This is a genomic window from Candidatus Pristimantibacillus lignocellulolyticus, assembly GCA_023639215.1.
GTDB classification, from domain to species: Bacteria; Bacillota; Bacilli; order Paenibacillales; family Paenibacillaceae; genus Pristimantibacillus; species Pristimantibacillus lignocellulolyticus.
The window spans coordinates 2825415-2850214 of sequence record CP097899.1; the positions used below are offsets into that span (position 1 = coordinate 2825415).

A 24800-nucleotide genomic window follows, 5' to 3' on the forward strand; every position below is an offset into this window, starting at 1 on the left:
GAGATAGACAAGGAGAGAACGTAACATGTCCAAAGGAGAGTTTTTCAAACGATTTATTTTTATTACAATTGGTGCAATATTGATGGGGGTCGCACTTGAAAAATTTCTAGTTCCCTATAATATCATAGACGGCGGAATCGCTGGTATTTCTATTATGGTATCTCATCTTACTTCACTACCACTAAGTATTTTACTATTCGTTCTTAATATTCCATTTCTAATTATAGGATATAAGCAATTAGGTAAAGGTTTTGCATTTTCAACGTTGTATGGTATAGCAATAATGTCACTAACAACGGCAATGTTACACCATTCTACTCCTTTTCCAGATGATAAGTTATTAGCTGTATTATTCGGTGGTATGGTACTTGGTATGGGGGTTGGACTTGTTATCCGCTATGGTGGTTGTTTGGATGGGGTTGAAGTTATCTCGATTCTAATATCCAAAAAGCTAAAAATCTCTGTTGGTAACATTATTATGGTGTTTAACGTAGTTATCTTTGTAATAGCAGGCTTTGTATTCGAATGGAGTTCAGCCATGTACTCCATGGTGACATATTATATAGCAATTAAGGTTATTGATATTGTTGTAGAAGGTTTGAATGAATCGAAGTCTGTAATGATCATTTCTAATAAATATGAAGAAATATCTCAACTAATCGTAGACCGCTTAGGTCGTACAACAACTTTACTACATGCTTCCGGTGGTTATTCAGGACAAGATACGAAAGTTATTTACTGTGTCGTTTCACGTATTGAACTTTCTAAGTTAAAATCAATTGTCCAAGCAGCAGATTCGCAAGCATTTATGGCAGTAGAATCTGTAGCAGATGTTGTAGGTGGTAGCTTCAAAGAAACAGCACATTAATGCAAACTTAAAAGGATGATATCGCAGATTGAACACGCGATATCATCCTTTATTTTATTAAGACAGTTGAATATGTGATGTTAATCTTATTACTACATTAGTTAAGTATTAATAATACTAGGGTCACATAGAAGCATTAAAAGTTGTTCGTTTTGTATGTCCTTGATCCTTCACGCCGAATAGGAAGAATAGAGCAATAATCATGCCGCATGATGCCGCGTAGAATAGATAGGAGTAACCAAGTAAATCTACAATAAGACCCATCAATGGCGGGGAAGACAGTGCTGCTAAAGATGAAGCAATATAATAGATACCAGTTCGAGTACCAATGCTACTCTCTTTACCTAATGCAATTACGAATGGGTAAGAGTTAATGTTAATCATCGCCCAGAATATACCGCCAATCAATAATAAAATTCTTAATGCAAGTAGAGAATCAACAAAAGAAATAGATGAGAAAACGATGATCAGTCCGACTACTCCAAACATAATGGTACCTTTTTTACCGTATTTATGCCCTAAGTATCCAGCTGGAATAGCTGCAACGACAAATGACAAGGAGAAGAAGGCAAGCGAGAAAGATGCTTCCGTATCCGTTAGATTAAGTTCTTTTCTTCCGTATAAGGTGAATAACGCCTCAATACCTTGATAAGAGAAAAACCAGAAATATATAGCGCCAAGTAAGAAGATGGTCGGCAATGTCCATTCTTGTTTGTAAGTAGACATTTCTTTTTTTGCTTGACGAAGTAATATATGAGCTCTTCCCCATACGCGCTCATGGGTTACTGTTTCTTGCTTTTGCGGAGTATGAGGGATATATTCAAGTGCATCACGGCGTTCACGAATGAATACCATCAGAATAACTAAACTCACTAATGTTAGAATAGAAGAAGTTAAGAACGGCAATGCAATATGTTGATCATATAACTTTGAACCTACAGTGAATGCAAATATAGATCCAATACCACCCATTAGATTAATAATCCCATTTGCTTGCGTACGCTTACTAGATTCAGTAATATCTGGCATGAGAGATACTGTTGGAGAACGGTAGAGACTCATCGATAAATTCATAAGAACCATGAATAAAATTAATAATGAAAAGCTAGTACTCATTGGTATTAAAGCACAGAATATAGCGGCGAGTGGCATTCCTATAAGAAGAAATGGCATTCTTTTTCCGATTTTTGTATCCGTCTTATCGCTTTTTCGACCAATAATAGGCTGTAGAAATAATCCGAAATAATTATCAATCGTCATTAAAAATCCGACTAGCATGGCACTTTTTACGACATAGTTGTCTAAAAAAAGTGGGATAAATGCATTATATAGCCCCCAGGTTAAACTAATGCTGAAAAATCCAAAGCCAAGTAGCCAAGTTTTCTTCATAGACTTATTCCTTTCCGTGCAAGATTTGATGTAGGCGATCTGGATAATCGGTAATGATACCTGCTACACCAGCAGCAATAAAACCCTTCATTTCTTGTTCATTGTTCACGGTCCACACATTGTAGATTTTACCTTGTTGCTTTGCTTCTTCTACCCATGCTGGCATTACTGCAAAGCGAGGAGCATGTAATGCATCCGCTTGTAAGGTTGCAGCATAATCCCAAGGTTGATATAACCCTTCCATATAAAGAATACCTGTAGCAATTGCTGGATCGATTTGTTTGCAAAGTGCTAATGAGTAATGATTGAAGTTGGAGATAATAACATCATGCTGTAATTCATATTCGTAGATTTTATCAATGACTTTCTGCTCAATTCCATGATAGATGAAAATACCACTTTTGATCTCAATGTTTAATTTAATATTAGATTGCTTTGCAAGTTGCATCAATTCATCTAACGTAGGGATCTTTTCTGCAGAGAAACTTTCATTGAACCATGAACCAGCGTCTAGTTGCTTGATTTCTGCTAGTGTTACATCTTTAACATACTTATTGACACCTGTTGTTCGCAATAAATTTTCATCATGAATGAGCACAAGCTGACCATCTGATGTCATCTGAACATCTGTTTCAATTCCAGTGGCACCAAGTTCAATCGCTTTAACGAAAGAAGCCATTGTATTTTCTGGGCAATATCCACTTGCTCCACGGTGTGCGTAATTTATTGTCATATGTATAGTCTCCTCAATAATATAGTTGTTAGGTGAATCGTACCATATACAATAGCGCTTTCAAAGTGATTTTTTTGTTAAAATGAGGAGTGAACAACTAGTGTAGCACTTCTTTACAGCCATAAGTTAAACTGTTATAGTTAAGTTAATAATGTACCCTAGGGAGGTATCTTAGATTGGACAAAGAACTAACGAATGAGATTTCAAAAATAGGTGAGAATAATGACAATCATTGTGATGTAAAGTCAGATAGTTGTCATTCTTCAGCTCGAAATAGTCATCATTCTAATGAAGATAAGCGCAAGCTTGTATCAAGATTGAATCGAATCGAAGGTCAAATTCGAGGCATTAAAGCAATGATTGAGAAGGATACGTATTGCGATGATGTGCTGAACCAAATCGCTGCTGCACAATCTGCACTTGGTAGCACAGCAAAGTTGTTATTAGAAGCACATATGAAAAGCTGCATCGTTGATCGAATTGAAGCTGGTGAGCATGAAGTAATTGACGAACTGCTTGTAACAGTATCCAAATTAATGAAGTAAAGAGGAGAGATTATAATGAGTGAAGTAGTCTTGAAAGTTGATGGAATGAGCTGTGGACACTGTGTAAATTCAGTAGAGAAAGCATTACAAGAAATAGGCGCTAACGGAACAGTTGATCTTGCGAGTAAGAAAGTAACTGTTCAGTATGATGAGGCCAAGATCAATACAAAAGCGATCGTTGATGCAATTGAAGAACAAGGCTACGACGTCGTGCAATAATATAAGATTACTAAGGAGACTATTCAATGCCGAATAGTCTCCTTTTACGTACTCATCGTGATCACGATGAGATATTTTGAACTACAACTTTGAATGAATGCCTACTTTTTGAACTACCCTTAAAATGAAGGTTCAAAAAGTGGGCTTTCAGAATCGAGAAGATGAGGCGCTACTTGAGGGAGGAGGAAACGCAAGTGTACGTGGTTGGTACACGCGTACCGGACTTCCCAAGTGCGCTTCATATTCGATGTCGAGTAAGTTACGTTAGCATAAACATCGTTATCAAAGCCCATTTTTAAAACTACCCTTAAAATGAAGGTTAAAAAGTGGGCTTTCAGAATCGAGAAGATGAGGCGCCACTTGAGGGAGGAGGAAACGCAAGTGTACGTGGTTGGTACACGCGTACCGGACTTCCCAAGTTCGCTTCATATTCGATGTCGAGTAAATTACGTTAGCATAATCATCGTTATCAAAGCCCATTTTTTGAACTACCCTTAAGATGAAGGTTCAAAAAGTGGGCTTTCAGAATCGAGAAGATGAAACGCTACTTGAGGGAGGAGGAAACGCAAGTGTACGTGGTTGGTACACGCGTACCGGACTTCCCAAGTTCGCTTCATATTCGATGTCGAGTAAGTTACGTTAGCATAAACATCGTTATCATAGCCCATTTTTTGAACTACCCTTAAGATGAAGGTTCAAAAAGTGGGCTTTCAGAATCGAGAAGATGAGGCGCTACTTGAGGGAGGAGGAAACGCAAGTGTACGTGGTTGGTACACGCGTACCGGACTTCCCAAGTTCGCTTCATATTCGATGTCGATTAAGTTACGTTAGCATAATCATCGTTATCAAAGCCCATTTTTTGAACTTCCTCCCATGTATTTCTTTCTAGTGAATGGCAATACTATTGTGGGGAGGGATCACCATGAATGAAGTATTTGAGCTTACATATCGGACGCTAATAGCTCTAATCGTAATGTTTATCCTTACAAAAATGCTAGGTAAGCGGCAACTTTCAGAGATTTCCTTGTTCGGTTATATCTCAGGTATTAGTATCGGAAATATTGCTGCTTATATTGCTATGGAAGATGACAAGTTGTGGAGTCTGGGCATCATTGCTTTAATTATTTGGGTCGGAGTTACCATGTTATTGGAATATTGGACTCTAAAAAGCAAAAAGGCGCGTAATGTCATTGATAGTAATCGACGGATGCTCATAGCAAATGGTATTGTTCTTAAGGAAGCACTGCACAAAGAGCGATATACGGTAGAAGAGTTACTCCAAAGATTAAGGAACAAAGATGTCTATAAGATATCAGATGTCGAAAGTGCATCAATAGAAGCAAATGGAGATATAAGCGTGTTTTTGAAACAAGACTTTAATCCAATAACGCCTAATATGTTGGGCATGAAGATTGAACCAGAGAAAGAGCCGATAACTCTAATCGTTGATGGTTCAATGGAATTAGACACGATGAGAAATAATGGAATAACAGAGGTATGGCTTAAGAAACAATTAGATACTGTTAATCTGAAATACGAGGATGTATTTATTGCACAGTACACGATAGACCAAACGCTCTCATTATTTACACAAGATAAGCGAGCGATTGAAGTGAATCTACAAAGTGAGCAGCTAACAGAGCAAAAGAAACTAGAAGATATCAAGCGAGGACTATTACAAACTATCGCATATCTCGAACAACAAGCGAAGAAGCAAGGTTAAACCCTTGCTTCTTCACTTTGTTTCATCAAGTTATGGAACATGTCACTATTATATAGAAGAAACTCGAATTATATGGCTATTTATTCCTATAATCATTCAACGAAGTAGGCATAATCATGCCATTAGCAAATTGATGTTGTACGAGAATGTTGAATTGCTTCAAGTATTTATCTACTGGCTCATTAGCCCATGCAACTTGAGCGAATTCATCCATATAGAACATAAAGTTTACATTAGCGGATATATGCACCTCTTCTACTTCAGGAGCAAGCTCTAATACTTTATCAGCGATTGTTTGCTTGAAGGGATCGGTTAGTTGCGTATTATCGTTTACAGAGATGAATTTTTTGAAAGGGTTATTTGTAATCGTATTGGGTGCAATATTAGGTCCGGCCGATGTATCTGGTACAATATAATGATCAGATTTGGCATATCCTCGTCCTGTATTATCAAGAACAACTGCAACATAAGCATTTTTGTCGGTAAGGAACACTCGTGCGTTAGCTACTCCAGCGATGGAATGAAGCCTACTTGATAGCTTACTGCTATATTTTAAGGTATGATTAATATGCTGGTCATCATCAATGTGATTTGTACCGAAAGAGATGATTTTTCCTTTTTGTTCTTGCTTTGCTTGTACGCTCCCATAATCACTTTTATCTAGCTTTTTACTGTAACGTTCGATCTCGCTACTGCATCCTGAGATAAGCAGTATTAGAACGAAACACAATGCGAATAATTGCCTCATATTTGCCATCATAAACTCCTCCAATCGATTAATTGACATACTTCTATTGTTTCATTAAATAACTTCTAAATATTCATTACTTTCACATACATAATTGACCATACTAATTGGAAACGTTAACTATTAGCATACAAAGTAAGAAAAGGATATTACTATCAAGTAATATAATTCCAATTGTTGAAGTTTCGTTAGTATATGACAGCTTTAAGAACAATTTGTGAACTTCCTGTGGAACATTGACAAAAGGTTGTCACAACTTTATATTTAATAAAGTGATTTAGAATGCAATATTTGTGAAACATCTGTGTTATACGCAGCAGACTATTTGCCACATACATAAGGCTGCTGTGAAAACGTCAAAAGTGGGGTTGATTATTAATGAAACGGTGGCAATTTGTAAAACGCCTGGCGCCTCTGATGGCTTTGTTGGTGCTTGTGCTGTCAGCTTGCGGTAGAGAGGATATGTCAGCGCTTAATCCTCAAGGACCTGTTGCTCAAGAACAACTTAATTTGATGAAGATTTCAATTACCATGATGTCATTAGTTGTTATCGTTGTGTTTGCGATTTGTATCTTTGTTTTGATCAAATTCCGTAGACGCAAGGGAGACAATACGATTCCTAAGCAAGTGGAAGGTAGTCATAAACTGGAAGTAATTTGGACAGTTATTCCAATTATTATTCTAGTTATTCTAGCTGTACCAACATTAAAATCAGTATTTAATTTATCAAAAGATTATTCAAAAGACCCAGAAGCTTTACAAGTTATTGTAACTGCACATCAATACTGGTGGGAATTTGAATATCCTGAACTAGGAATTACAACGGCTCAAGAGTTAGTTGTACCGACTGATCGTGTTATTTCTATTCAAGCTGCTACAGCAGACGTATTGCACTCGTTCTGGATTCCTTCATTAGCGGGTAAGATCGATACGAACCCATCTGGAAACGTCAACAAGATGTACTTCTCAGCACCTAAAGCTGGCGTCTACTTAGGTAAATGTGCGGAATTGTGCGGAACATCTCATGGTTTGATGGATTTCAAAGTTAAAGCAGTTGAACCTTCTTCCTTTGAACGTTGGGGAGTTGCGATGACTGGTGCAGTAGAACTTCCAACAGATCCGGATGTTGCAAGTGCATTTGAAAGTAAGTGCTTAACATGTCACGCAATAGGTCAGGATGGCAGCGAAAGCATATATCCTAACTTAACTGGTATTGGTTCACGTGAAAGCGTCGGTGGTATTCTAATAAATGTAGAAGAAGGCGAAAAAGAGTATAAACACGAAGATACTCTATATAACAACTTATACAATTGGATAAAAGACCCTGAAGCTTACAAACCAGGTAACAAAATGACTAATGCATATACGCTTACTGACGAAGAAGCGAAGGGTATTGCAGAATACCTATCTAATCTAACGCTTGACTTTGAATAAATTACAATCATCGGTGTAAAAGGAGGTACCTACCTTGGCTCATGCAAATGCGCATGCGATTAAACGTCGTACTGGTCTAATGGACTGGCTTACAACGGTTGATCATAAAAAAATCGGAATATTGTATTTGATTGCAGGGGGATTTTTCTTCCTAGTTGGTGGACTTGAAGCGATACTAATTCGTATTCAGCTAATGTTTCCACAGAAGGAAGTAGTAACTGCACAGTTTTATAATGAGTTAATTACAATGCATGGTACTACAATGATCTTTTTGGCGGCAATGCCAATAATATTTGCTCTAATGAATGCTATTATTCCATTGCAGCTAGGAGCACGTGATGTTGCGTTTCCATTCCTTAACGCACTAGGCTTCTGGACATTTTTCTTCGGTGGACTTTTACTTAATGTGAGCTTCATTGCTGGTTCTGTACCTGATGCAGGGTGGACAATGTATGCACCACTATCAGGAACTCAGTTCACACAGCATCACGGAACGGATTATTATGTAATCGGACTTCAAATTGCTGGTATCGGTACGCTAATTGGTGGTATTAACTTCCTGGCTACCATTATCAATATGCGTGCTCCTGGTATGACATTTATGCGTATGCCGATGTTTACCTGGGCTTCATTTATTACATCAGCTCTAATTCTGTTCGCTTTCCCAGCTCTTACAGTTGGTCTAGCAGCATTAATGTTTGACCGTTTATTTAGCGGTAATTTCTTCAATCCACAAACCGGCGGTAATGTCGTACTTTGGGAACATATATTCTGGATCTTTGGTCACCCAGAAGTGTACATATTGATATTGCCAGCGTTCGGAATTATTTCCGAGGTAATATCTACATTCTCTCGTAAGCGTCTATTCGGTTACAGCTCAATGGTATTTGCGACAATTTTGATCGGTTTCCTAGGCTTCATGGTTTGGGCCCATCATATGTTCACAACTGGTCTTGGACCGGTAGCAAATGCATTGTTCTCCGTAGCTACGATGTTGATTGCAGTACCAACAGGTATTAAAATCTTCAACTGGCTATTCACAATGTGGGGCGGCTCGATTAGATTCACAGTAGCAAATCTATATGCGATTGGTTTCGTACCAACATTCGTAATGGGTGGTGTTACTGGTGTAATGCTTTCAGCAGCGCCTGCTGACTATCAGTATCATGACTCTTACTTCGTTGTTGCCCATTTCCATTACGTTATCGTTGGTGGTTTGATTATGGGTATCTTCGCGGGTCTACATTACTGGTGGCCAAAAATGTTCGGACGTATGCTTAGCGAAAAACTAGGTAAAGTAACGTTCTGGATATTCTATATTGGATTCCATTTAACATTCTTCGTACAGCATTTCCTTGGACTACTTGGTATGCAACGCCGCGTATGGCAGTACTTAGACGGTATGGGCTTCAATAACATGAACTTCATTAGTACAATCGGTGCATTAATGATGGGTGTAGGTACAATACTGTTCCTTATCAACATTGTTATCACTTTAAGAAAACCTAAAGATTGCTCGAATGATCCGTGGGAAGATGGTCGTACACTTGAGTGGACAATTGCATCTCCAGCACCTGAATATAACTTTGCTCAAACTCCACTTGTTCGTGGATATGATGCATGGTGGCATGAAAAAATGGAAGGCAATACAGCTATGACTCCAGTTGAACCAATTGGACCAATTCATATGCCAAATGCTTCTATTCTTCCATTCGTTATGGGTATCGGCTTGTTCATTACAGGATTTGGATTTATGTACTCTGGCGAGTGGGGTACACTAGGCTTCATTACAGTTGGTCATGCGGTAGGTATCGTTGGCTTGCTAATTACTTTCGGATGTATGGGACTTCGTTCATTGATTGATGATCATGGATTCCATATTGAAGAAGACGAAATTCTAAAAGATCAGGGGGTTAAATCATGAGTTCACATTCACATGTAGAAGATCATCTACCTCATGAGCCAGAAAGAGCTACGCTCGAGGGTCGTAATAAGATTACTGCCTTCTGGTTATTCCTTGGTGGTGAGACAGTACTTTTCGGTACATTATTTGCTGCATATCTAACACTTCGTAACGAAGTAAATGGTGGTATAACAGGCAATGAATTATTCAGTTTCGGCTTAGTAGCTCTTGCAACTGCACTATTACTTACTTCAAGCTTGACCAGTGTTTTTGCACTACAAGCGATGCATGCACATAATAAAAAAGCATTAGTTAATTGGTTAATCGTAACGATGCTTCTAGGACTTGCTTTCCTAGGATTAGAAATTTATGAGTTTGTTCACTATGCACATGAAGGACATACATTCACAGCTAGTGCATTCAGTACATCGTTCTACACTTTGGTTGGTTTCCATGGTGCTCACGTAGCTTTTGGTCTATTATGGGCAGCATCGATTCTATTCCAATTGACAAGACGTGGATTGAATACAACGACAGCACCGAAAGTTTACCTATTCGGTATGTACTGGCACTTTATCGACGTAGTTTGGGTATTCATCTTCACAGTTGTTTACTTAATGGGAAAGGTGGGTTAATAAAATGGCAAGTAGTCCAACGACTTCTAATCATTCAAACGCGAAGCAAACGAGGCCAGAAGGCTCCAAAAAGCATATTATTGCGTTTATCTTTTCCATTCTGTTAACATTCATCTCTTTCGCTCTAGTAATGGCTGGTGAGATCAATACTGATTTCATCTACATCATGCTAGTTGTACTTGCAATACTACAAGTATTCGTTCAGATGGCATTTTGGATGCATATGAAAGATCGTGGTCACACTTTCGCTATAATTGCGATATTAACAGGTGTTATCGTCGTATTTACTTGTATTATTATGGCGTTGTACTGGACTAGATGGTAGAATGGAAGTAATAACTAATTAAGTGAAAGAGGGTCCTTAATTGGACCCTCTTATTTTGTAGCTATCGATGATGTGTTGCATAAGAAAGGAGCTTTAACATGTTCGGCTTACAATATTTTAGTTTTCAAGCAATATGGAGTCCGATGTTTCTATTTGCTACAATCGCAGTCGTTATCGCTTATTTGTACATAATAGGACCATGGCGTGAGAAACATTATCCTATGGAAAAAAAAGTATCAGGTGGACAAATCGCTTTATTTATTTCAGCAGCACTACTGTATTACATAACGAATGGTGGACCATCCAGCTTACTAGGGCATATCATGTTCTCATTCCATATGGTAAATATGTCGATCTCTTATCTGATCGTGCCTCCAATGGTATTAGCATCAGTTCCTTCATTTGTTTGGAAAAAAGTGTTTTCAGCTCCTATGTGGCAAAAGTTTAAATTTCTTATGCATCCGATCGTTACGCTTATTCTTTTCAATATGACATTTTCTGTATATCATATCCCAGTTATTCATGACTATGTTATGACCCATTACACAGTGCATAATATATACTACGTAGTGATGCTGATCATGGCATTTATGATGTGGTGGCATGTTATTACGCCTGTTAAAGAGTGGGCCAAGCTTGCGCATGTGAAAAAGATGGCCTATATTTTCGCTAATGGTGTATTACTTACGCCAGCATGTGCGCTTATTATTTTCACGAATGCTTCATTGTACGCGATCTATAATGATCCTGAAGTATGGGTTCAAGCTATGGGGTATTGCGTACCTGGAGATACTAGCTTCTTACTTGAGCAATTTGAAGGTCCGCAATTTTTCAATATGTTCACTGTCATTGAAGACCAGCAAACAGGTGGAATCATTATGAAGTTAGTACAAGAGGTTACTTACGGCGTACTACTTGGATTTGTATTCCGTGACTGGTTCAACAAAGAACATAAGCAAGAGGATCTTGATGCAAAGCTGTTGAAAGATGCTATGTTAGTGAATCAAAATAAATAAGATAGACTAGGGGAGGTCAATCAATGGATCAGCATCAATTCGAAATATTACCCGCAATTAGCACCTTCTTTATTGCACTTAGTGCGATACTAGTTGCCATTGGCTGGAAATTAATACTGAATAAGAAGCGAGAAGAACATCAAAAAATGATGTTCTGGGCAGCAATAACAGCGATCATCTTCTTTATTATTTATGCTTCACGTACTATTTTTGTAGGTAATACAACTTGGGGTGGACCAGATAGTTTGAAGACGATATATCTAATCTTCTTATTCTTCCACATTGTATTAGCGACGGTAGCAGCAGTCTTTGGGATTACTACATTGACGCTTGGTTATAAGAAAAAGTATTCGAAGCATCGTAAGATTGGTAGAGTAACAGCAGTTATTTGGTTCATAACCGCTATTACTGGTGTGACGGTATATTGCTTACTATACCTATTATATCCAGGTGGGCATACAGAGCCATTTATTGATGCATTGTTCAGACAATAGTTCTCAACAAAGAATGATCCGAGAATATTCCAAAAAGGAATTATTCTCGGATCATTTGCGTTATAAAAGGAAAAATATGAAAAAAATTTTTGTGGAAAGTGTTGACAGTGTTATTTTGTGTGTATATACTGTGTATATAGATATATACAGTATATACACTCTACTTCGCATAAAAGATAGGGAAAGGCAATGAGGGAGGAAGTTTGATGAGTTACTGGCAAGGAGTAAGATATCTCGTTCAACAGGATATAAAAAACGCTAGATGGAAAAATCTAACGTTTATAGTTTTCATTTTGTATGTAGCCCTATTTACTTACACTTCTTTTATTGGTGCTGTTGTAGAAGGGATAGAATTAGACTCTCTAATAACAGAGTACCTTCTGCTCATCGTTTTTTCTGGGATAGGATTAATAGCAACACATCTTTATACAATAGGTGATATGAAGCGAGATTTACTGGCAGAGCGTCTTATCTACTGGAGGACATTACCGATCAAGCAAGATCAACTTGTATGGTCAAGAATTATTGGTGTTACGTTTTACTCTATACTTTCAATCTTAATTTATTATGTGTTAATGATTATGGCGATGGTATTAACCGATGTTTCTTTTGAACCTCTCCCTCTTCTGTTACATGCGTTACAATTACTAGCGATATCTTTAGTGCTGAATTTTGCTTTACTATATTGTGAAATGGTGTTCTCATTGAAAATTTATTCAATCATATGTTGGACTTATCCAATTTTATTTCTAGCATTAGTAGTGCTCTACTATGGTTTAGCTGATTATAGTTTGCTACATGGATTGGACGTATTTGCTAGACAACAACCTTTGATCGTATTAATTGTTAGTATAGTCATTATTATAGCTTCAATTTTTATAGCCCATAAGATGATTACTCCAAAATTCAGAAAAAGAAATATATGATTACTTTCAAAGCAGGTGAATATTAATGCGGCTTCCAATACAAATCAACGAGCAAAGTGCAGAGCCGCTATACTATCAAATTGAGGTACAACTTAGAGCATTGATCATTAGCGGGACATTGGTTGCAGGTACACTACTTCCGTCTATACGAGAATTAGCTTCTCAATTGAAGTGTAGTGTTATTACTATAAAACGTGTTTACAGTGATCTTGAGACTGAAGGGTTACTTCGAACGAAGCAAGGCACAGGCACCTATGTATCATTAGTTGAAGAACAGTCTCGAGAAGATCAGAAACAATCTGTTGTGTTAGAAGCGATTGATCAACTTATGGAAGCAGCGAGGCGTGTGCAATGTTCCAAGGATGAACTAGAGCAATTACTGATGGAACGTATTCAAAAGTATGAGTTATAAAGTTTATGCTTTCGAAGTAACTTTTCATTGCTGAGAAGTTACTCGAAGTAGATATGAAAAGTTTGGTATATGCTTCCGATGTAACTTTTCATTGCTGAGAAGTTACTCGAAGTAGATATGAAAAGTTAGCTATATGCTTTCGAAGCAACTTTTCATTGCTTAGTTACTCGAAGTAGATATGAAAAGTTTTAGGAGGATAGAGATGGAGAAACAAGCGATTGTCGTTGCCGATATGAAAGTGATGAGAGATAGATTTACGCTTGGCCCACTGCAGTTATCTATTCCAGAAGGATATGTCACCGCAATTGTTGGTCCGAATGGATCAGGAAAAAGCACACTATTCAATTGCTTGATGAACTTTATGAAACCTAGCAAAGGGAACATTACGATTTTTGATCATCAGCTAGGACTAGAGAACGATGATGAATTAAAGCAAAGAATTGGTTATGTTCGTGAGCTACCCTCTTCCTATGACGCATATATGCGAGGCTCAGATAAAGCTAAATTTAACTCGAGATGGTATAGAAATTGGAATGAAACAACGTATCAAGGATTATTATCACTGCTCAACACAAGAGATGATATTCCATTGAAAAAGATGTCGAAAGGAACTAGACGTAAGTTTGACCTCTGTCTAGCATTATCGCATCAGCCGGATCTATTAATACTAGATGAACCTTCATCGGGACTTGATCCGATTGCTTGGAAATCAATGATAGAGACTTTACATCAATATATGGAGTCAGGCAATAAGACTATTTTAATGGCTACTCATATTGTAGATGAAGTTAAAAGATTAGCAGATTACATTATATTCCAGTATAATGGTAAAATACTAGGCTTTTATGAAAAAGACGAATTGCTTCGAAGTTGGGCGACGTATTTTGTGGAAAGTAGCGATAAGCAATTAGGTGATATAAGGCATGTTCCTGGCTATGTGTCGCATAAAAATAATAGCGGTCAACATCTTGAAGTAATGATCTCAAAAGCTTGGGAAGCAGAGCAATGGTTTTTGGAAAAAGGGATTAAAGTTCACACGAAGCAGCTTTTAGAGCTTGATGACATACTGCTTCAACATATAAATCAAGTTGGTCATTTTTCAAATTAATGTAGAGGTGGGGAAATTGTGAATCCATTAGTAATTAACAAAGTATACAAACAGTATGCAGACAAAACAGCTGTCAACGGAGTACAATTTGAAGTCGGTCGTGGTGAAATTTATGGTCTATTAGGAGCCAATGGTGCAGGTAAAACAACGACAATGCGTATGATTCTTGGTCTTATCTATCCTGATCAAGGACATATTCAATATAACGGTAAACCATATGACAAATCATTATTGAACAATATTGGTTATTTGCCTGAAGAGCGTGGATTGTATCCAAAGATTAAAGTAAGTGAGCAATTGGTATATCTTGCGCAGTTGAAGGGTATGTCAGCTAAAGATGCTGATCGTAGTTTGAAAGAATGGTTGGAACGTTTCGGTGTTCCTGAAAATTACAATAAACGTGTTGAGGAATTATCGAAAGGTAATCAACAAAAGATTCAATTTATATCCGCTATTATTCATAAACCACAATTTCTTATTATGGACGAAGCATTCAGTGGGCTAGATCCTGTTAACGTAGAATTATTGAAAGCAACAGTGAAAGAGTTACGTGATGAGGGTGCAAGTATCGTATTCTCAACTCACCGCATGGAACATGTTGAGGAGTTATGCCGTAACATTACTATTTTACATCGTTCGAATGAAGTCGTTAAAGGTAATGTGAAAGAGATTAAGAGTAGATTCCCGAAAGAAAAAGTGTTACTTTCCACAGACAAAGAAGTAACAGGTCTTGAACATATTGAAGGTGTGAAAGCAATTCATCGTCATGAGAATGGTCTTGAAATTGAAATAGAACGTGAAGACGTTGCAAAACGCATTTTGAATCATGCATTGGCTCAGTCAGACATTCAACATTTCCAATTAAAGGAACCTACTTTGAACGAAATCTTTATTAGATCGGTTGGTGAAGCACATGAATAATTTCATGACGGTAGTTCGGTTTACATTATTCAATAAATTAAAAGGGAAACCTTTCTTAATCTCTACTATTGTATTTTTGCTTATTATTTCAGCAGTCGTTCATATTCCATTTATTATTGATCAGTTTGATTCAGAAGATAAAGTTAAAACAATTGGTTATTCGCAAAGTACGAATAATGAATTAGCCGCAACGACAGGTAAGCAGCTACAAGAGTACTTTACTGCTAGTGGTAATAGTAGTTTCGAATTCAAAGGGTTTGCTTCTACAGGCGATGCTACTAAAGATGAAGAGCAACTGAAGAAAGCATTGAATGATGGTGAACTATACAGTTATATCGTATTTGGTGAAGTAACGGATAGTGGTTTCCCAGAAATCATTGTGAAGAGTGAGAAGTTAATGGAGTTCTCGATTGCCTCTCAGATCGAAACTGGACTTCAAGTCATTAGACAACAAACGATCCTATCTCAGTCAGGTCTTACTGATGATCAATGGAAACAGCTTCAAGCGCCTATCGTTATTGATTCTGTACAAATTGGCGCAGGTACATCAGGTGAAGCAGAAGGTAAAAATGCATCAGAGCAAGGCGTAAATATGGTTGTAATTAATTTCATTATTATTTTCCTATTCATGGCGGTTATGATCTCTGGTCAGATGATTGCTGCGGAAGTAACAGCTGAGAAGAGTTCGCGTGTCATGGAGGTTCTCATTACAAGTGTGTCTCCACTGACAAGTATGTTTGGTAAAATAACAGGTATGTTCCTACTTGTTCTGTCTCAACTAGCTCTATACATTGGCGTTGGATTAATCAATCTTAATCTACCACATAATAAAAATGTACTTGCAGGATTCGATATTGATCTATCACTAGTTGATCCGATGCTAATCGTATTTGCGGTACTGTATTTCTTAACTGGATTCTTCTTATTCGCAACACTTTATGCGGCTTTAGGTTCTATCGTAAGTAGAACTGAAGATTTAGGTCAAGCGGTAATGCCGATGACATTTATCTCATTAGCTGGTTTCTATATCGCAATATTCAGCATTTCTACACCAGATAGTTTACTAGTGAAAATCTGTAGCTTTATTCCATTGTTCTCACCATTCGTTATGATATTACGTATTGGATTAACTGATACACCAATTTGGGAAGTATTGTTATCACTAGGTATTCTAGTCGTTACAATCTACTTGACGGTATTGCTATCTGCTAAAATCTATCGTACTGGTGTATTGATGTACGGTAAACGCCCAAGCTGGAAAGAGCTTCGTAAAGCAATGAAAGCTTACAAAATCTAATTCATGTACCCATATTTAAATGAAGGACTGCTAGGAGACATGCATACATCAATAAAGAAGGATGGTACAACATGTTAGAACAATTTTTACAAGAGTTGCAAGATTCAAATCCGATATTACAATTCATTGGGGTTATGATTGTGGCAATGATCCCTTTTATCGAAGGATATTTTGCAGTACCTGTTGGGATTGCAATTGGATTCTCTGCAGTGATGACAATAGTAGCTGCAATAGTTGGAAACTGGATTTCAGTTATGGTTGTTATTCTGGCCAGTGATCGTTTTAAGCAGTGGTTACAAGGTAGAAAAACATCTGAACGTAAACAAGAAAAACAAAACAAACGTTTAGAACGAGGACAGAAACTATTCCATAAGTTTGGTGTTCCCGGAGTGTCACTCCTTGGTCCGTTGTTGATCGGGGATCATCTAGCTGCTTTAATATGTATTGCGTCAGGTGCATCCAAAAGATACGTGATTATTTGGCAAACGATTGCTATTGTAGTATGGGCTGTTGGAATGGGAATTTTAGTGCTGTTAGGAATTAATATTGTAAAGTATTAACGCTAATTTTGGTCAATACTACTGTTTAAGAAAATATTTGAATGTTTAATAAACCCCTTGATTCTTATGGAAGAATCAAGGGGTTTTCGTATAGTAAGATTCATGTGGAGGGTACGGAGAGAGAGTGCCGTTAGCTGGAAACCCCTATAGCTTTCATAACCAAATTTGGTGAGAATATGATAACTATGTAATTCTTAAGTGGTTTAATATTACCATTTTTTTGAATTATATTTAATTAGTATAGGCAAATCTTTAATTAATTCAATGTTATGTAAGCGTTTACTTTATATAATCTACATAGAAAGGAGGCACAATTAGAAGCTCACAGAATATGAAACAAATAAGTAATCTACTTCAAGAGAAACAACTTACAGCTGGTAGGTAGGTAGTATCAAATCTAAGTATTATAGGAGGATGATTATGTTTAAGTTCAAAAAGACATTCTTGAGTTTAGCGATTGTAGCTTCAATGAGTTTTGGTTTGATTGGTGCATCTTCAAGTGCAGCGACAGATTACTATCAGAATTGGACTGACGGTGGTGGAACAGTAAATGCAACAAACGGAGCTGGTGGTAACTACAGTGTAAACTGGAGTAATACCGGTAATTTTGTTGTTGGTAAAGGATGGAATGTTGGATCACCAACTCGGACAGTCTATTATAATGCAGGAGTTTGGGCTCCATCAGGCAATGGATATCTGACTCTTTACGGGTGGACAAGAAACTCACTTATTGAATATTACGTTGTCGATAGTTGGGGTACTTATCGACCTACTGGAACGTATAAAGGTAGCGTGAACAGTGATGGTGGCACCTATGATATATATACTACGACTCGCTATAATGCACCTTCCATTGACGGTACACAAACTTTCACTCAGTACTGGAGTGTACGACAGTCCAAAAGACCGACAGGTAGCAATGTTGCTATAACTTTTGGAAACCATGTTAACGCGTGGAAAAATGTTGGTATGCATCTTGGGTATAGTTGGTCTTACCAGGTTATGGCGACAGAAGGTTATCAAAGTAGTGGTAGTTCTAACGTAACGGTTTGGTAAACGGTAAAGCGATAGTAATTGAGAGCACTTGACGAACTTAATTGTATAGAATAAGTTTTCATTTGTATTGCTAAGGTCTGCCGGTCTCACACCCGGCGACCTTTCTATTTTACACACAATAACGCTTCCTCTTATTTAAAGGAGATATTTCAATGAGAAAATTGTTCGTTTTTCTTATCATTTCTATTATCGTAGTTACTAGCGCTTGTTCAAAAGGAACGGATACAAACAATGCTGCAAAGAATGAAAAGCCTGTAATACAAGATAACTTTGTGCTCGTCAAAGGCGGGACGTTCTTGAATACAAAGTCTAATTTCTATGAGAAAGAAGTAACGTTATCTGACTTTTATATAAGCAAACATGAAGTGACTCAAAAAGAGTGGATGGATATAATGGGAAGTAATCCCTCAGAATTCATAGGCGAAAGTTTACCTGTTGAGATGGTAAGCTGGTATGACGTTATTGAGTACTGTAATAAAAGAAGCACACAAGAGGGGTTAAAGCCTTATTACAATATAAACAAGAAGAAAAAAGATCCGAAAAATAAAAGTGAATACGATAATATGAAATGGAATGTAACGATTAATGAGGGAGCCAATGGATATCGTTTGCCGACCGAAGCAGAGTGGGAATATGCTTCAAGTGGGGGTCAAATGAGTGATGGATACACATACAGTGGAAGTGATGAAGCAGATGAAGTAGCATGGTATTGGAAAAATGCAGGAGATAACTACTTAAATGGAGATTGGAATTGGCCTATTATAGAAAGCAATAATAATCAAACAAAATCGGTAGGTTTAAAGGAACCTAACGAGCTTGGACTTTATGACATGTCAGGTAATGTAAGAGAATGGGTATGGGATTGGTATGAAGATGAAAATATTCAAAGCGGTTTATACAGAGTTGTGAAGGGCGGCGGCTGGATAGGAGATATTAGCAACAATGCGGTATCTTTTCGAGGTAAGTTCGAGTCGAATGGATTTGGGCCTGATCAAGGTTTTCGTGTGAGTCGAAGTGATTAATAATCATAATAATTATTATAGGCTAAGTCAACGTTTGGAAAACTCAATATGTGATAGGAGAGTAAGATGTGACTCCTTCAACGAGAAACGAGTCTTAGATACGAATCTAAGGCTCGTTTCTATTGCATCGATAGAATAACAAAATAAATGTAATTAACAATAAAAGTATTAAAAGTAATCTACTGTATGTCGATATTATCTATAATCAATAATTTATAACCAATTATAAGTGTTTTTGGTTCGTGATGGGAGTGTTCCTAATAAAAAATTTACACTTAAATATTGCTGCTATAGTTATAGGTTTAATCAGTTTTTGCTTTGTAATGATGTATCAATTAACAAGCACAGGGGCGTTTTGGACGGAAGTCAGGCCTATTGAAGCAGCTCTATTTCTGACATTAGCAATATTAATACCTATCGTTTATTTAATACTAGTTAAATATGTATTTAAATTACCTATATTCATAAAAACAATTATTTTAATTATAAGTTTCTTTTTTCCTTATTTAATTATGATTGCACAATATAATGGGTATTTACCTTATATATAGAAGTGAGAGTAGAAAGTGAAAATGATATTTTAGCTGTATACATTTCAATAAGAGAGTGAAACTAACTATGAATTCATTCTTAAATGGTGTTGCCATGATTATAGGTTTTGTCTGTTTTTGGTTAGTATTGATGTATAAATTTACAAGCACAGGGGCGTTTTGGTCGGAAGTCAAACCTATTGAAGCAGGTATATATCTGACATTAGCAATATTAATACCAATTGTTTATTTAATACTAGTTAAATGCGTATTCAAATTACCAGTATTACTAAAAACAATATTTATTATTGTATTTTTTTCTGTTCCTACATTTTCACTTTTTGTCGCATATTACATTTGAGAGGGAATTATCTATTATTTTGTGTTAATGATAATTAACTTCTCTTGGTAAAGATAACACTAGTTTTTATTCATGAACATCATTTGTAATTGTACACGCGCTTGGTTAAATTTCCTCTGTACAGTCCTTTTCTCTTACCCGTCGTTAAGATCAACAATCGTCACAACAATGACACCCTTAACCTTTTTAACCTCTTTCCAGTTGAAAAATAATTTCCAAAGAATTATTAGGAGAAGTAACAATAAATGAGGGTTTAATAATGAATATATAGGGGTATTCTATATGAAATCATACTGTAAGGGGGTATATAACTCGGAGTTTGAATGAGCTTAATTCTGAGATTCGTACATAATGATGGACGCCAAAAAGTTTTAAAATAAAATATAGGGGTGTTATTACAATGAAAAAAATATTTGTAATTTTAAGTGTAGCAATGATGATTGCTCTTAGTATAAGTGCTTGTGGGAACAATACAGCTGTTAATTCCTCGCACCATGGCAATATGGACATGGGCGATATGGATCATTCTGGATCAGGAATAGTACCAACAGGATTGAAAGAAGCAAAAAATCCAACTTATAAAGTGGGAGAACAAGTTACGTTACAAACAGACCATATGAAAGGTATGGACGGGGCTAAAGCAACGATTGTCGGAGCATATGATACAACAGTGTATGAAGTATCATATACTCCTACAACAGGTGGTCAGGAAGTGAAAAATCATAAATGGGTAATCCAAGAAGAAATTAAAGATCACAAGGCAGAACCGTATAAACCAGGTGATCAAGTTATCTTAGAAACGGATCATATGAAAGGTATGAACGGAGCGACAGCTACTATTGATACTGCTACGCAAACAACAGTTTATATGGTTGATTATACGCCCACAAGTGGCGGAGAGATCGTTAAAAATCATCAATGGGTAACTGAAAGTGAAATAACAAAGTAATATGAAAAAGTGACTCAACGTCATGTTGTAGTCATTAGTTACAACTCAGTAAAGTGAAACTTAAAATTGAGCCGTCCTAAATGGGGTATTCCCTCTAAATGGACGGCTTTATGTCATTAATATGAGATTCTTGTTAGATGTTAAAGCAGGATGCGGTATAAAACTTAATCGTATAAGAAAAAATATATAAGAATACTACTTGACTAAATATACTCTATGGGGGTATATTTAGTTCGAGGGAAATAATGAGAAAAAGGAGATATGAAGAATGAAAAATATACAATTAGTTGTAAAAGGAATGTCTTGTGGACACTGTGTTAATTCGATTGAAGATGCATTACAAGAGCTAGGAGTTAAAGGGAAAGTAGACCTTGCAAACGAGAAAGTTGCAGTAGAGTTTGATGAAAATATATTCTCGATTGATAAGATTAAAGAAGTCATTGAAGAACAAGGATATGACGTCTAAGAGAGAGGTTGCTTACGATGGAAACCAATAACGTAGAGAAACAAACGTCATTGCAACTTACGGGGATGACCTGTGCAGCATGCGCTAACCGCATCGAAAAGGGTTTAAACAAGCTCGAAGGTGTATCAGAAGCGAACGTAAACTTTGCATTGGAACGAGCATCAGTATCTTTTGATCCAGCGATAACTAGTATTGCAAAAATGGAAGAAAGCATTCATAAGCTTGGGTATGGAGTGTCGAAAGAAGAAGTAGAGTTAGAATTGGTTGGAATGACATGTGCAGCATGTGCCTTGAAAATCGAAAAGACATTAAATAAGTTACCTGGTATTAGTCATGCTACTGTGAACTTTGCGATAGAAAGTGCCCACGTTGAATATAATCCGTTAGAAATATCGGTAACTGATATGCAGAAACGTGTAGAGAAACTCGGATATAAAGCAGTTCCAAAGCAAGAGCAAGGTGATCCAGCAGAGCGTCGTCAGCAAGAAATCAACAGGCAAAAAAGAACACTCATTGTCTCTGCTATGCTGTCTCTTCCATTACTTTGGGCGATGGTAAGTCACTTTTCATTCACTTCTTGGATCTGGCTTCCGGATCTCTTTATGAATCCTTGGTTCCAATTGGCATTATCGACACCTGTTCAATTTTATATCGGAAGACAATTTTATATTGGAGCGTATAAAGCATTGCGAAATGGTAGTGCTAACATGGACGTTCTAGTAGCACTTGGAACATCGGCAGCGTATTTCTATAGCTTATACTTGACGATTAAATGGGCTATTGCAGGAGGTAGTGCTCACCACGGACCGGAGATGTATTATGAAACAAGTGCTGTACTAATTACACTAGTTCTTATGGGTAAATTATTTGAATCATTAGCTAAAGGTCGTACCTCAGAAGCGATTAAATCTTTGATGGGGCTTCAAGCGAAGACTGCGCTCGTTGTCCGTGATGGTCAAGAATTAAACATCCCAGTTGATGAAGTCATTACTGGAGATATCGTCCTTGTTCGTCCAGGGGATAAAGTGCCAGTTGATGGTGAAGTAATAGAAGGTGTGTCTTCCATAGATGAATCAATGTTGACTGGGGAGAGCTTACCAGTAGAAAAAAAATCTGGTGACGCAGTCATCGGAGCAACCATTAATAAAAACGGTATGTTACGTATTAGAGCAACAAAAGTTGGTAAAGAGACGGCGCTTGCTCAAATTATAAAAGTTGTAGAAGAAGCGCAAGGTTCGAAAGCTCCTATCCAGAGGGTAGCCGATGTTATCTCAGGAATCTTTGTTCCAATTGTAGTCGGCATTGCAGTTGTAGCTTTCTTAGTATGGTACTTCTTGGTCACACCTGGTGACTTTGCCGGTTCTTTAGAAAAAGCAATCGCGATACTGGTAATTGCTTGTCCATGTGCGCTCGGCCTTGCTACACCGACTTCTATTATGGCTGGATCTGGACGTGCAGCAGAACTGGGTATATTGTTCAAAGGCGGAGAGCATTTAGAACAAACCCATAAAATTGATGCAATCATTCTTGATAAAACAGGTACGGTAACGAAAGGAAAGCCTGAACTTACTGATGTGCTTGTAGAAGGCGATGAATTACAATTCCTTAGACTTGTAGGAGCAGCTGAGAAAAACTCAGAGCATCCACTTGCAGAAGCGATTGTTGCTGGTATTAAAGATAGAAATATCGAACTACCAAGTACGGAATCATTTGAAGCGATTCCTGGTTATGGAATTAAAGCTGTCGTTGAAGGGAAAGAGCTATTAATTGGCACAAGACGTTTGATGGATAAGTTCGGAGTCGATGCAACACAATCTTATAACAAGATGTCAAAGCTCGAGGAATCAGGGAAAACGGCAATGCTTGTCGCAATCAATAATGAGTTTGTAGGTATGGTTGCCGTAGCCGATACGATTAAAGAAACCTCTGCAGCTGCAGTAAGTAGACTGAAAGAAATGGGCATCGAAGTTATTATGATTACTGGTGATAATGAACGAACAGCGAAGGCGATTGCTACTCAAGTTGGCATTGATCATGTACTTGCTGAAGTTTTACCAGAAGGTAAGGCAGCAGAAGTGAAGAAGCTTCAAGCACAAGGGAAGAAAGTAGCTATGGTCGGGGATGGTATTAATGATGCTCCGGCATTAGCGACAGCAGATATTGGGATGGCGATTGGAACAGGAACTGACGTAGCTATGGAAGCTGCTGATGTAACGTTGATGCGTGGTGATCTTTCAAGTATCCCAGATGCAATCTATATGAGTCGCAAAACGATGTCTAATATTAAACAAAATCTATTCTGGGCACTCGGTTATAACACACTTGGTATTCCGATTGCGGCAATTGGTCTATTAGCACCATGGGTAGCAGGATTAGCTATGGCATTGAGCTCAGTTTCTGTTGTGTTGAATGCTCTTCGTCTGCAACGTGTGAAGATACGTCACTAATATAAGGAAGCTGTTAATTTTCAAGGTTAGTGGTAACTTCATTTTCAAATAGATAGATGGAGATGGTTTGATGGATGACAAGATAAAGATTGCAGTTACCCCTCCGATTCAATTAGGAGGGAGTATATTTACACCAGAACAACTCGTAACGATCGGTAATGTTGCTAGTATGGATAGTACAATTGAGATGACGAACTTCCAGCAACTTTATATGGAAGTTCCTTTACAGCGACGCGATGAAATTAAGGATCAACTAGAGCGTTCGGGCTTGGAAGTATATCCTACAGGCTTTGTATCTAAAAGTTTAATTGTTTGTAATTTCTGTAGAGGGGCGGAAGATAGTGGACTGGCAACAGCTCAATTGTTGAATCAGGCTATTGCAGGTATCGACACACCGACTCCGCTTAAAATTGGATATGCAGGTTGTGCTTTAGGGACAAGTGAACCTTTGTTGAAAGATATAGCCGTAATAAAAATGCGAGATACTTTCGATATATATGTTGGAGGAGAACCGAAAGGACTTAAAACTTTAATTGCTCAACAACTAGTCGTTGGACTAAAGGAAGAACAATTAGTACCTATTATTAATGCAATTATTCATTTTTATAAAGCAAATGCTAAAGGGAAAGAGAAGTTTAGTAAATTTGTTCATCGCATGACCATTGAGCAGCTTCAGCAACTAGCTGGGTAATAGCTCTAATAATATGACGAGC

Annotated in this window: 25 protein-coding genes; 22 read left to right on the forward strand and 3 right to left on the reverse strand. The window is 37.4% G+C overall.

Annotated elements, in window-relative coordinates; all coding sequences use genetic code 11:
- Positions 1-25 precede the first annotated feature (25 nt).
- Positions 26-868, forward strand: coding sequence for a YitT family protein (locus NAG76_11800; GenBank protein URN92585.1), 843 nt, complete (start codon positions 26-28; stop codon positions 866-868).
- 123 nt (positions 869-991) lie between these two features.
- Here NAG76_11800 and NAG76_11805 read toward each other — a convergent pair whose 3' ends face one another.
- Both NAG76_11805 and NAG76_11810 read right to left on the reverse strand, forming a co-directional pair.
- A complete protein-coding gene (locus tag NAG76_11805) occupies positions 992-2257 on the reverse strand; it encodes an SLC45 family MFS transporter (protein ID URN92586.1) in 1266 nt (421 codons plus the stop codon).
- 4 nt (positions 2258-2261) lie between these two features.
- On the reverse strand, positions 2262-2996 hold the full coding sequence (locus NAG76_11810; GenBank protein URN96818.1) for a glycerophosphodiester phosphodiesterase: 735 nt from the start codon (positions 2994-2996) through the stop codon (positions 2262-2264).
- A 203-nt stretch (positions 2997-3199) separates the two neighbouring features.
- Here NAG76_11810 and NAG76_11815 point away from each other — a divergent pair, with 203 nt between their 5' ends.
- The 3 genes from NAG76_11815 to NAG76_11825 all read left to right on the forward strand — a co-directional run bounded on the left by NAG76_11815 (position 3200) and on the right by NAG76_11825 (position 5477).
- Complete coding sequence (locus NAG76_11815; protein URN96819.1) at positions 3200-3535, forward strand: metal-sensitive transcriptional regulator; 336 nt, start codon at positions 3200-3202, stop codon at positions 3533-3535.
- A gap of 15 nt (positions 3536-3550) precedes the next feature.
- Positions 3551-3754: a cation transporter gene (locus tag NAG76_11820; GenBank protein ID URN92587.1), complete on the forward strand. Its 204-nt coding sequence runs from the start codon at positions 3551-3553 to the stop codon at positions 3752-3754.
- Positions 3755-4676: 922 nt separating this feature from the next.
- A complete protein-coding gene (locus NAG76_11825; GenBank protein URN92588.1) occupies positions 4677-5477 on the forward strand; it encodes a DUF421 domain-containing protein in 801 nt (266 codons plus the stop codon).
- A 76-nt stretch (positions 5478-5553) separates the two neighbouring features.
- On the opposite strand, the gene NAG76_11830 is transcribed toward NAG76_11825, so the two are convergent.
- Entirely contained in the window at positions 5554-6234 is a 681-nt protein-coding gene (locus NAG76_11830) for a YhcN/YlaJ family sporulation lipoprotein (protein URN92589.1), read from the reverse strand.
- A 369-nt stretch (positions 6235-6603) separates the two neighbouring features.
- On the opposite strand from NAG76_11830, the gene coxB reads away from it, so the two are divergent.
- From coxB to NAG76_11920, 18 genes are all read left to right on the forward strand, one after another.
- Positions 6604-7659, forward strand: a complete 1056-nt coding sequence (gene coxB, locus NAG76_11835) for a cytochrome c oxidase subunit II (GenBank protein URN92590.1) — start codon at positions 6604-6606, stop codon at positions 7657-7659.
- Positions 7660-7738: 79 nt separating this feature from the next.
- Positions 7739-9583 carry a cytochrome c oxidase subunit I gene (ctaD, locus tag NAG76_11840; GenBank protein URN96820.1) on the forward strand — a complete coding sequence of 615 codons (1845 nt, stop codon included), beginning with the start codon at positions 7739-7741 and terminating at the stop codon, positions 9581-9583.
- Positions 9580-10197 carry a cytochrome c oxidase subunit 3 gene (locus NAG76_11845; GenBank protein ID URN92591.1) on the forward strand — a complete coding sequence of 206 codons (618 nt, stop codon included), beginning with the start codon at positions 9580-9582 and terminating at the stop codon, positions 10195-10197. The genes ctaD and NAG76_11845 overlap by 4 nt, the downstream gene beginning before the upstream one ends.
- 4 nt (positions 10198-10201) lie before the next feature.
- Positions 10202-10522: a cytochrome C oxidase subunit IV family protein gene (locus NAG76_11850; protein URN92592.1), complete on the forward strand. Its 321-nt coding sequence runs from the start codon at positions 10202-10204 to the stop codon at positions 10520-10522.
- A 98-nt stretch (positions 10523-10620) separates the two neighbouring features.
- On the forward strand, positions 10621-11538 hold the full coding sequence (ctaG, locus tag NAG76_11855) for a cytochrome c oxidase assembly factor CtaG (GenBank protein URN92593.1): 918 nt from the start codon (positions 10621-10623) through the stop codon (positions 11536-11538).
- 23 nt (positions 11539-11561) lie between these two features.
- Positions 11562-12032, forward strand: a complete 471-nt coding sequence (locus NAG76_11860; protein ID URN92594.1) for a DUF420 domain-containing protein — start codon at positions 11562-11564, stop codon at positions 12030-12032.
- 206 nt (positions 12033-12238) lie between these two features.
- Positions 12239-12958 carry a hypothetical protein gene (locus NAG76_11865; GenBank protein ID URN92595.1) on the forward strand — a complete coding sequence of 240 codons (720 nt, stop codon included), beginning with the start codon at positions 12239-12241 and terminating at the stop codon, positions 12956-12958.
- Positions 12959-12983: 25 nt separating this feature from the next.
- Positions 12984-13370, forward strand: coding sequence for a GntR family transcriptional regulator (locus tag NAG76_11870; GenBank protein ID URN92596.1), 387 nt, complete (start codon positions 12984-12986; stop codon positions 13368-13370).
- 202 nt (positions 13371-13572) lie between these two features.
- Positions 13573-14478, forward strand: coding sequence for an ABC transporter ATP-binding protein (locus NAG76_11875; protein URN92597.1), 906 nt, complete (start codon positions 13573-13575; stop codon positions 14476-14478).
- Positions 14479-14496: 18 nt separating this feature from the next.
- On the forward strand, positions 14497-15399 hold the full coding sequence (locus tag NAG76_11880) for an ABC transporter ATP-binding protein (GenBank protein ID URN92598.1): 903 nt from the start codon (positions 14497-14499) through the stop codon (positions 15397-15399).
- A complete protein-coding gene (locus NAG76_11885; GenBank protein URN92599.1) occupies positions 15392-16696 on the forward strand; it encodes an ABC transporter permease in 1305 nt (434 codons plus the stop codon). The genes NAG76_11880 and NAG76_11885 overlap by 8 nt, the downstream gene beginning before the upstream one ends.
- Positions 16697-16767: 71 nt before the next feature.
- Positions 16768-17256: a small multi-drug export protein gene (locus NAG76_11890; protein URN92600.1), complete on the forward strand. Its 489-nt coding sequence runs from the start codon at positions 16768-16770 to the stop codon at positions 17254-17256.
- Between the two features lie 420 nt (positions 17257-17676).
- On the forward strand, positions 17677-18312 hold the full coding sequence (locus NAG76_11895; GenBank protein ID URN92601.1) for a glycoside hydrolase family 11 protein: 636 nt from the start codon (positions 17677-17679) through the stop codon (positions 18310-18312).
- A gap of 152 nt (positions 18313-18464) precedes the next feature.
- Complete coding sequence (locus NAG76_11900; protein URN92602.1) at positions 18465-19334, forward strand: formylglycine-generating enzyme family protein; 870 nt, start codon at positions 18465-18467, stop codon at positions 19332-19334.
- Positions 19335-20625: 1291 nt separating this feature from the next.
- Positions 20626-21174, forward strand: coding sequence for a YdhK family protein (locus NAG76_11905; protein URN92603.1), 549 nt, complete (start codon positions 20626-20628; stop codon positions 21172-21174).
- A 268-nt stretch (positions 21175-21442) separates the two neighbouring features.
- Complete coding sequence (locus tag NAG76_11910) at positions 21443-21640, forward strand: cation transporter (GenBank protein ID URN92604.1); 198 nt, start codon at positions 21443-21445, stop codon at positions 21638-21640.
- Positions 21641-21657: 17 nt separating this feature from the next.
- The gene (locus NAG76_11915) at positions 21658-24087 is read left to right on the forward strand and encodes a heavy metal translocating P-type ATPase (GenBank protein URN92605.1); all 2430 of its coding nucleotides are present in this window, start codon (positions 21658-21660) and stop codon (positions 24085-24087) included.
- Between the two features lie 70 nt (positions 24088-24157).
- Positions 24158-24778 carry a nitrite reductase gene (locus NAG76_11920; protein ID URN92606.1) on the forward strand — a complete coding sequence of 207 codons (621 nt, stop codon included), beginning with the start codon at positions 24158-24160 and terminating at the stop codon, positions 24776-24778.
- The last annotated feature ends 22 nt before the right edge of the window (positions 24779-24800 follow it).

What these genes read in the sequence shown, in the direction of transcription:
- NAG76_11920 (URN92606.1), top strand. Translation starts at nt 24,158, where the DNA reads ATGGATGACAAGATAAAGATTGCAGTTACCCCTCCGATTCAATTAGGA.
- NAG76_11900 (URN92602.1), top strand. Translation starts at nt 18,465, where the DNA reads ATGAGAAAATTGTTCGTTTTTCTTATCATTTCTATTATCGTAGTTACT.
- NAG76_11870 (URN92596.1), top strand. Translation starts at nt 12,984, where the DNA reads ATGCGGCTTCCAATACAAATCAACGAGCAAAGTGCAGAGCCGCTATAC.
- NAG76_11820 (URN92587.1), top strand. Translation starts at nt 3,551, where the DNA reads ATGAGTGAAGTAGTCTTGAAAGTTGATGGAATGAGCTGTGGACACTGT.
- NAG76_11905 (URN92603.1), top strand. Translation starts at nt 20,626, where the DNA reads ATGAAAAAAATATTTGTAATTTTAAGTGTAGCAATGATGATTGCTCTT.
- NAG76_11845 (URN92591.1), top strand. Translation starts at nt 9,580, where the DNA reads ATGAGTTCACATTCACATGTAGAAGATCATCTACCTCATGAGCCAGAA.
- NAG76_11850 (URN92592.1), top strand. Translation starts at nt 10,202, where the DNA reads ATGGCAAGTAGTCCAACGACTTCTAATCATTCAAACGCGAAGCAAACG.
- NAG76_11915 (URN92605.1), top strand. Translation starts at nt 21,658, where the DNA reads ATGGAAACCAATAACGTAGAGAAACAAACGTCATTGCAACTTACGGGG.
- NAG76_11830 (URN92589.1), bottom strand. Translation starts at nt 6,234, where the DNA reads ATGGCAAATATGAGGCAATTATTCGCATTGTGTTTCGTTCTAATACTG.
- coxB (URN92590.1), top strand. Translation starts at nt 6,604, where the DNA reads ATGAAACGGTGGCAATTTGTAAAACGCCTGGCGCCTCTGATGGCTTTG.
- NAG76_11890 (URN92600.1), top strand. Translation starts at nt 16,768, where the DNA reads ATGTTAGAACAATTTTTACAAGAGTTGCAAGATTCAAATCCGATATTA.
- NAG76_11805 (URN92586.1), bottom strand. Translation starts at nt 2,257, where the DNA reads ATGAAGAAAACTTGGCTACTTGGCTTTGGATTTTTCAGCATTAGTTTA.
- NAG76_11860 (URN92594.1), top strand. Translation starts at nt 11,562, where the DNA reads ATGGATCAGCATCAATTCGAAATATTACCCGCAATTAGCACCTTCTTT.
- NAG76_11910 (URN92604.1), top strand. Translation starts at nt 21,443, where the DNA reads ATGAAAAATATACAATTAGTTGTAAAAGGAATGTCTTGTGGACACTGT.
- ctaD (URN96820.1), top strand. Translation starts at nt 7,739, where the DNA reads ATGGACTGGCTTACAACGGTTGATCATAAAAAAATCGGAATATTGTAT.
- NAG76_11895 (URN92601.1), top strand. Translation starts at nt 17,677, where the DNA reads ATGTTTAAGTTCAAAAAGACATTCTTGAGTTTAGCGATTGTAGCTTCA.
- NAG76_11885 (URN92599.1), top strand. Translation starts at nt 15,392, where the DNA reads ATGAATAATTTCATGACGGTAGTTCGGTTTACATTATTCAATAAATTA.
- NAG76_11875 (URN92597.1), top strand. Translation starts at nt 13,573, where the DNA reads ATGGAGAAACAAGCGATTGTCGTTGCCGATATGAAAGTGATGAGAGAT.
- NAG76_11865 (URN92595.1), top strand. Translation starts at nt 12,239, where the DNA reads ATGAGTTACTGGCAAGGAGTAAGATATCTCGTTCAACAGGATATAAAA.
- NAG76_11800 (URN92585.1), top strand. Translation starts at nt 26, where the DNA reads ATGTCCAAAGGAGAGTTTTTCAAACGATTTATTTTTATTACAATTGGT.
- ctaG (URN92593.1), top strand. Translation starts at nt 10,621, where the DNA reads ATGTTCGGCTTACAATATTTTAGTTTTCAAGCAATATGGAGTCCGATG.
- NAG76_11825 (URN92588.1), top strand. Translation starts at nt 4,677, where the DNA reads ATGAATGAAGTATTTGAGCTTACATATCGGACGCTAATAGCTCTAATC.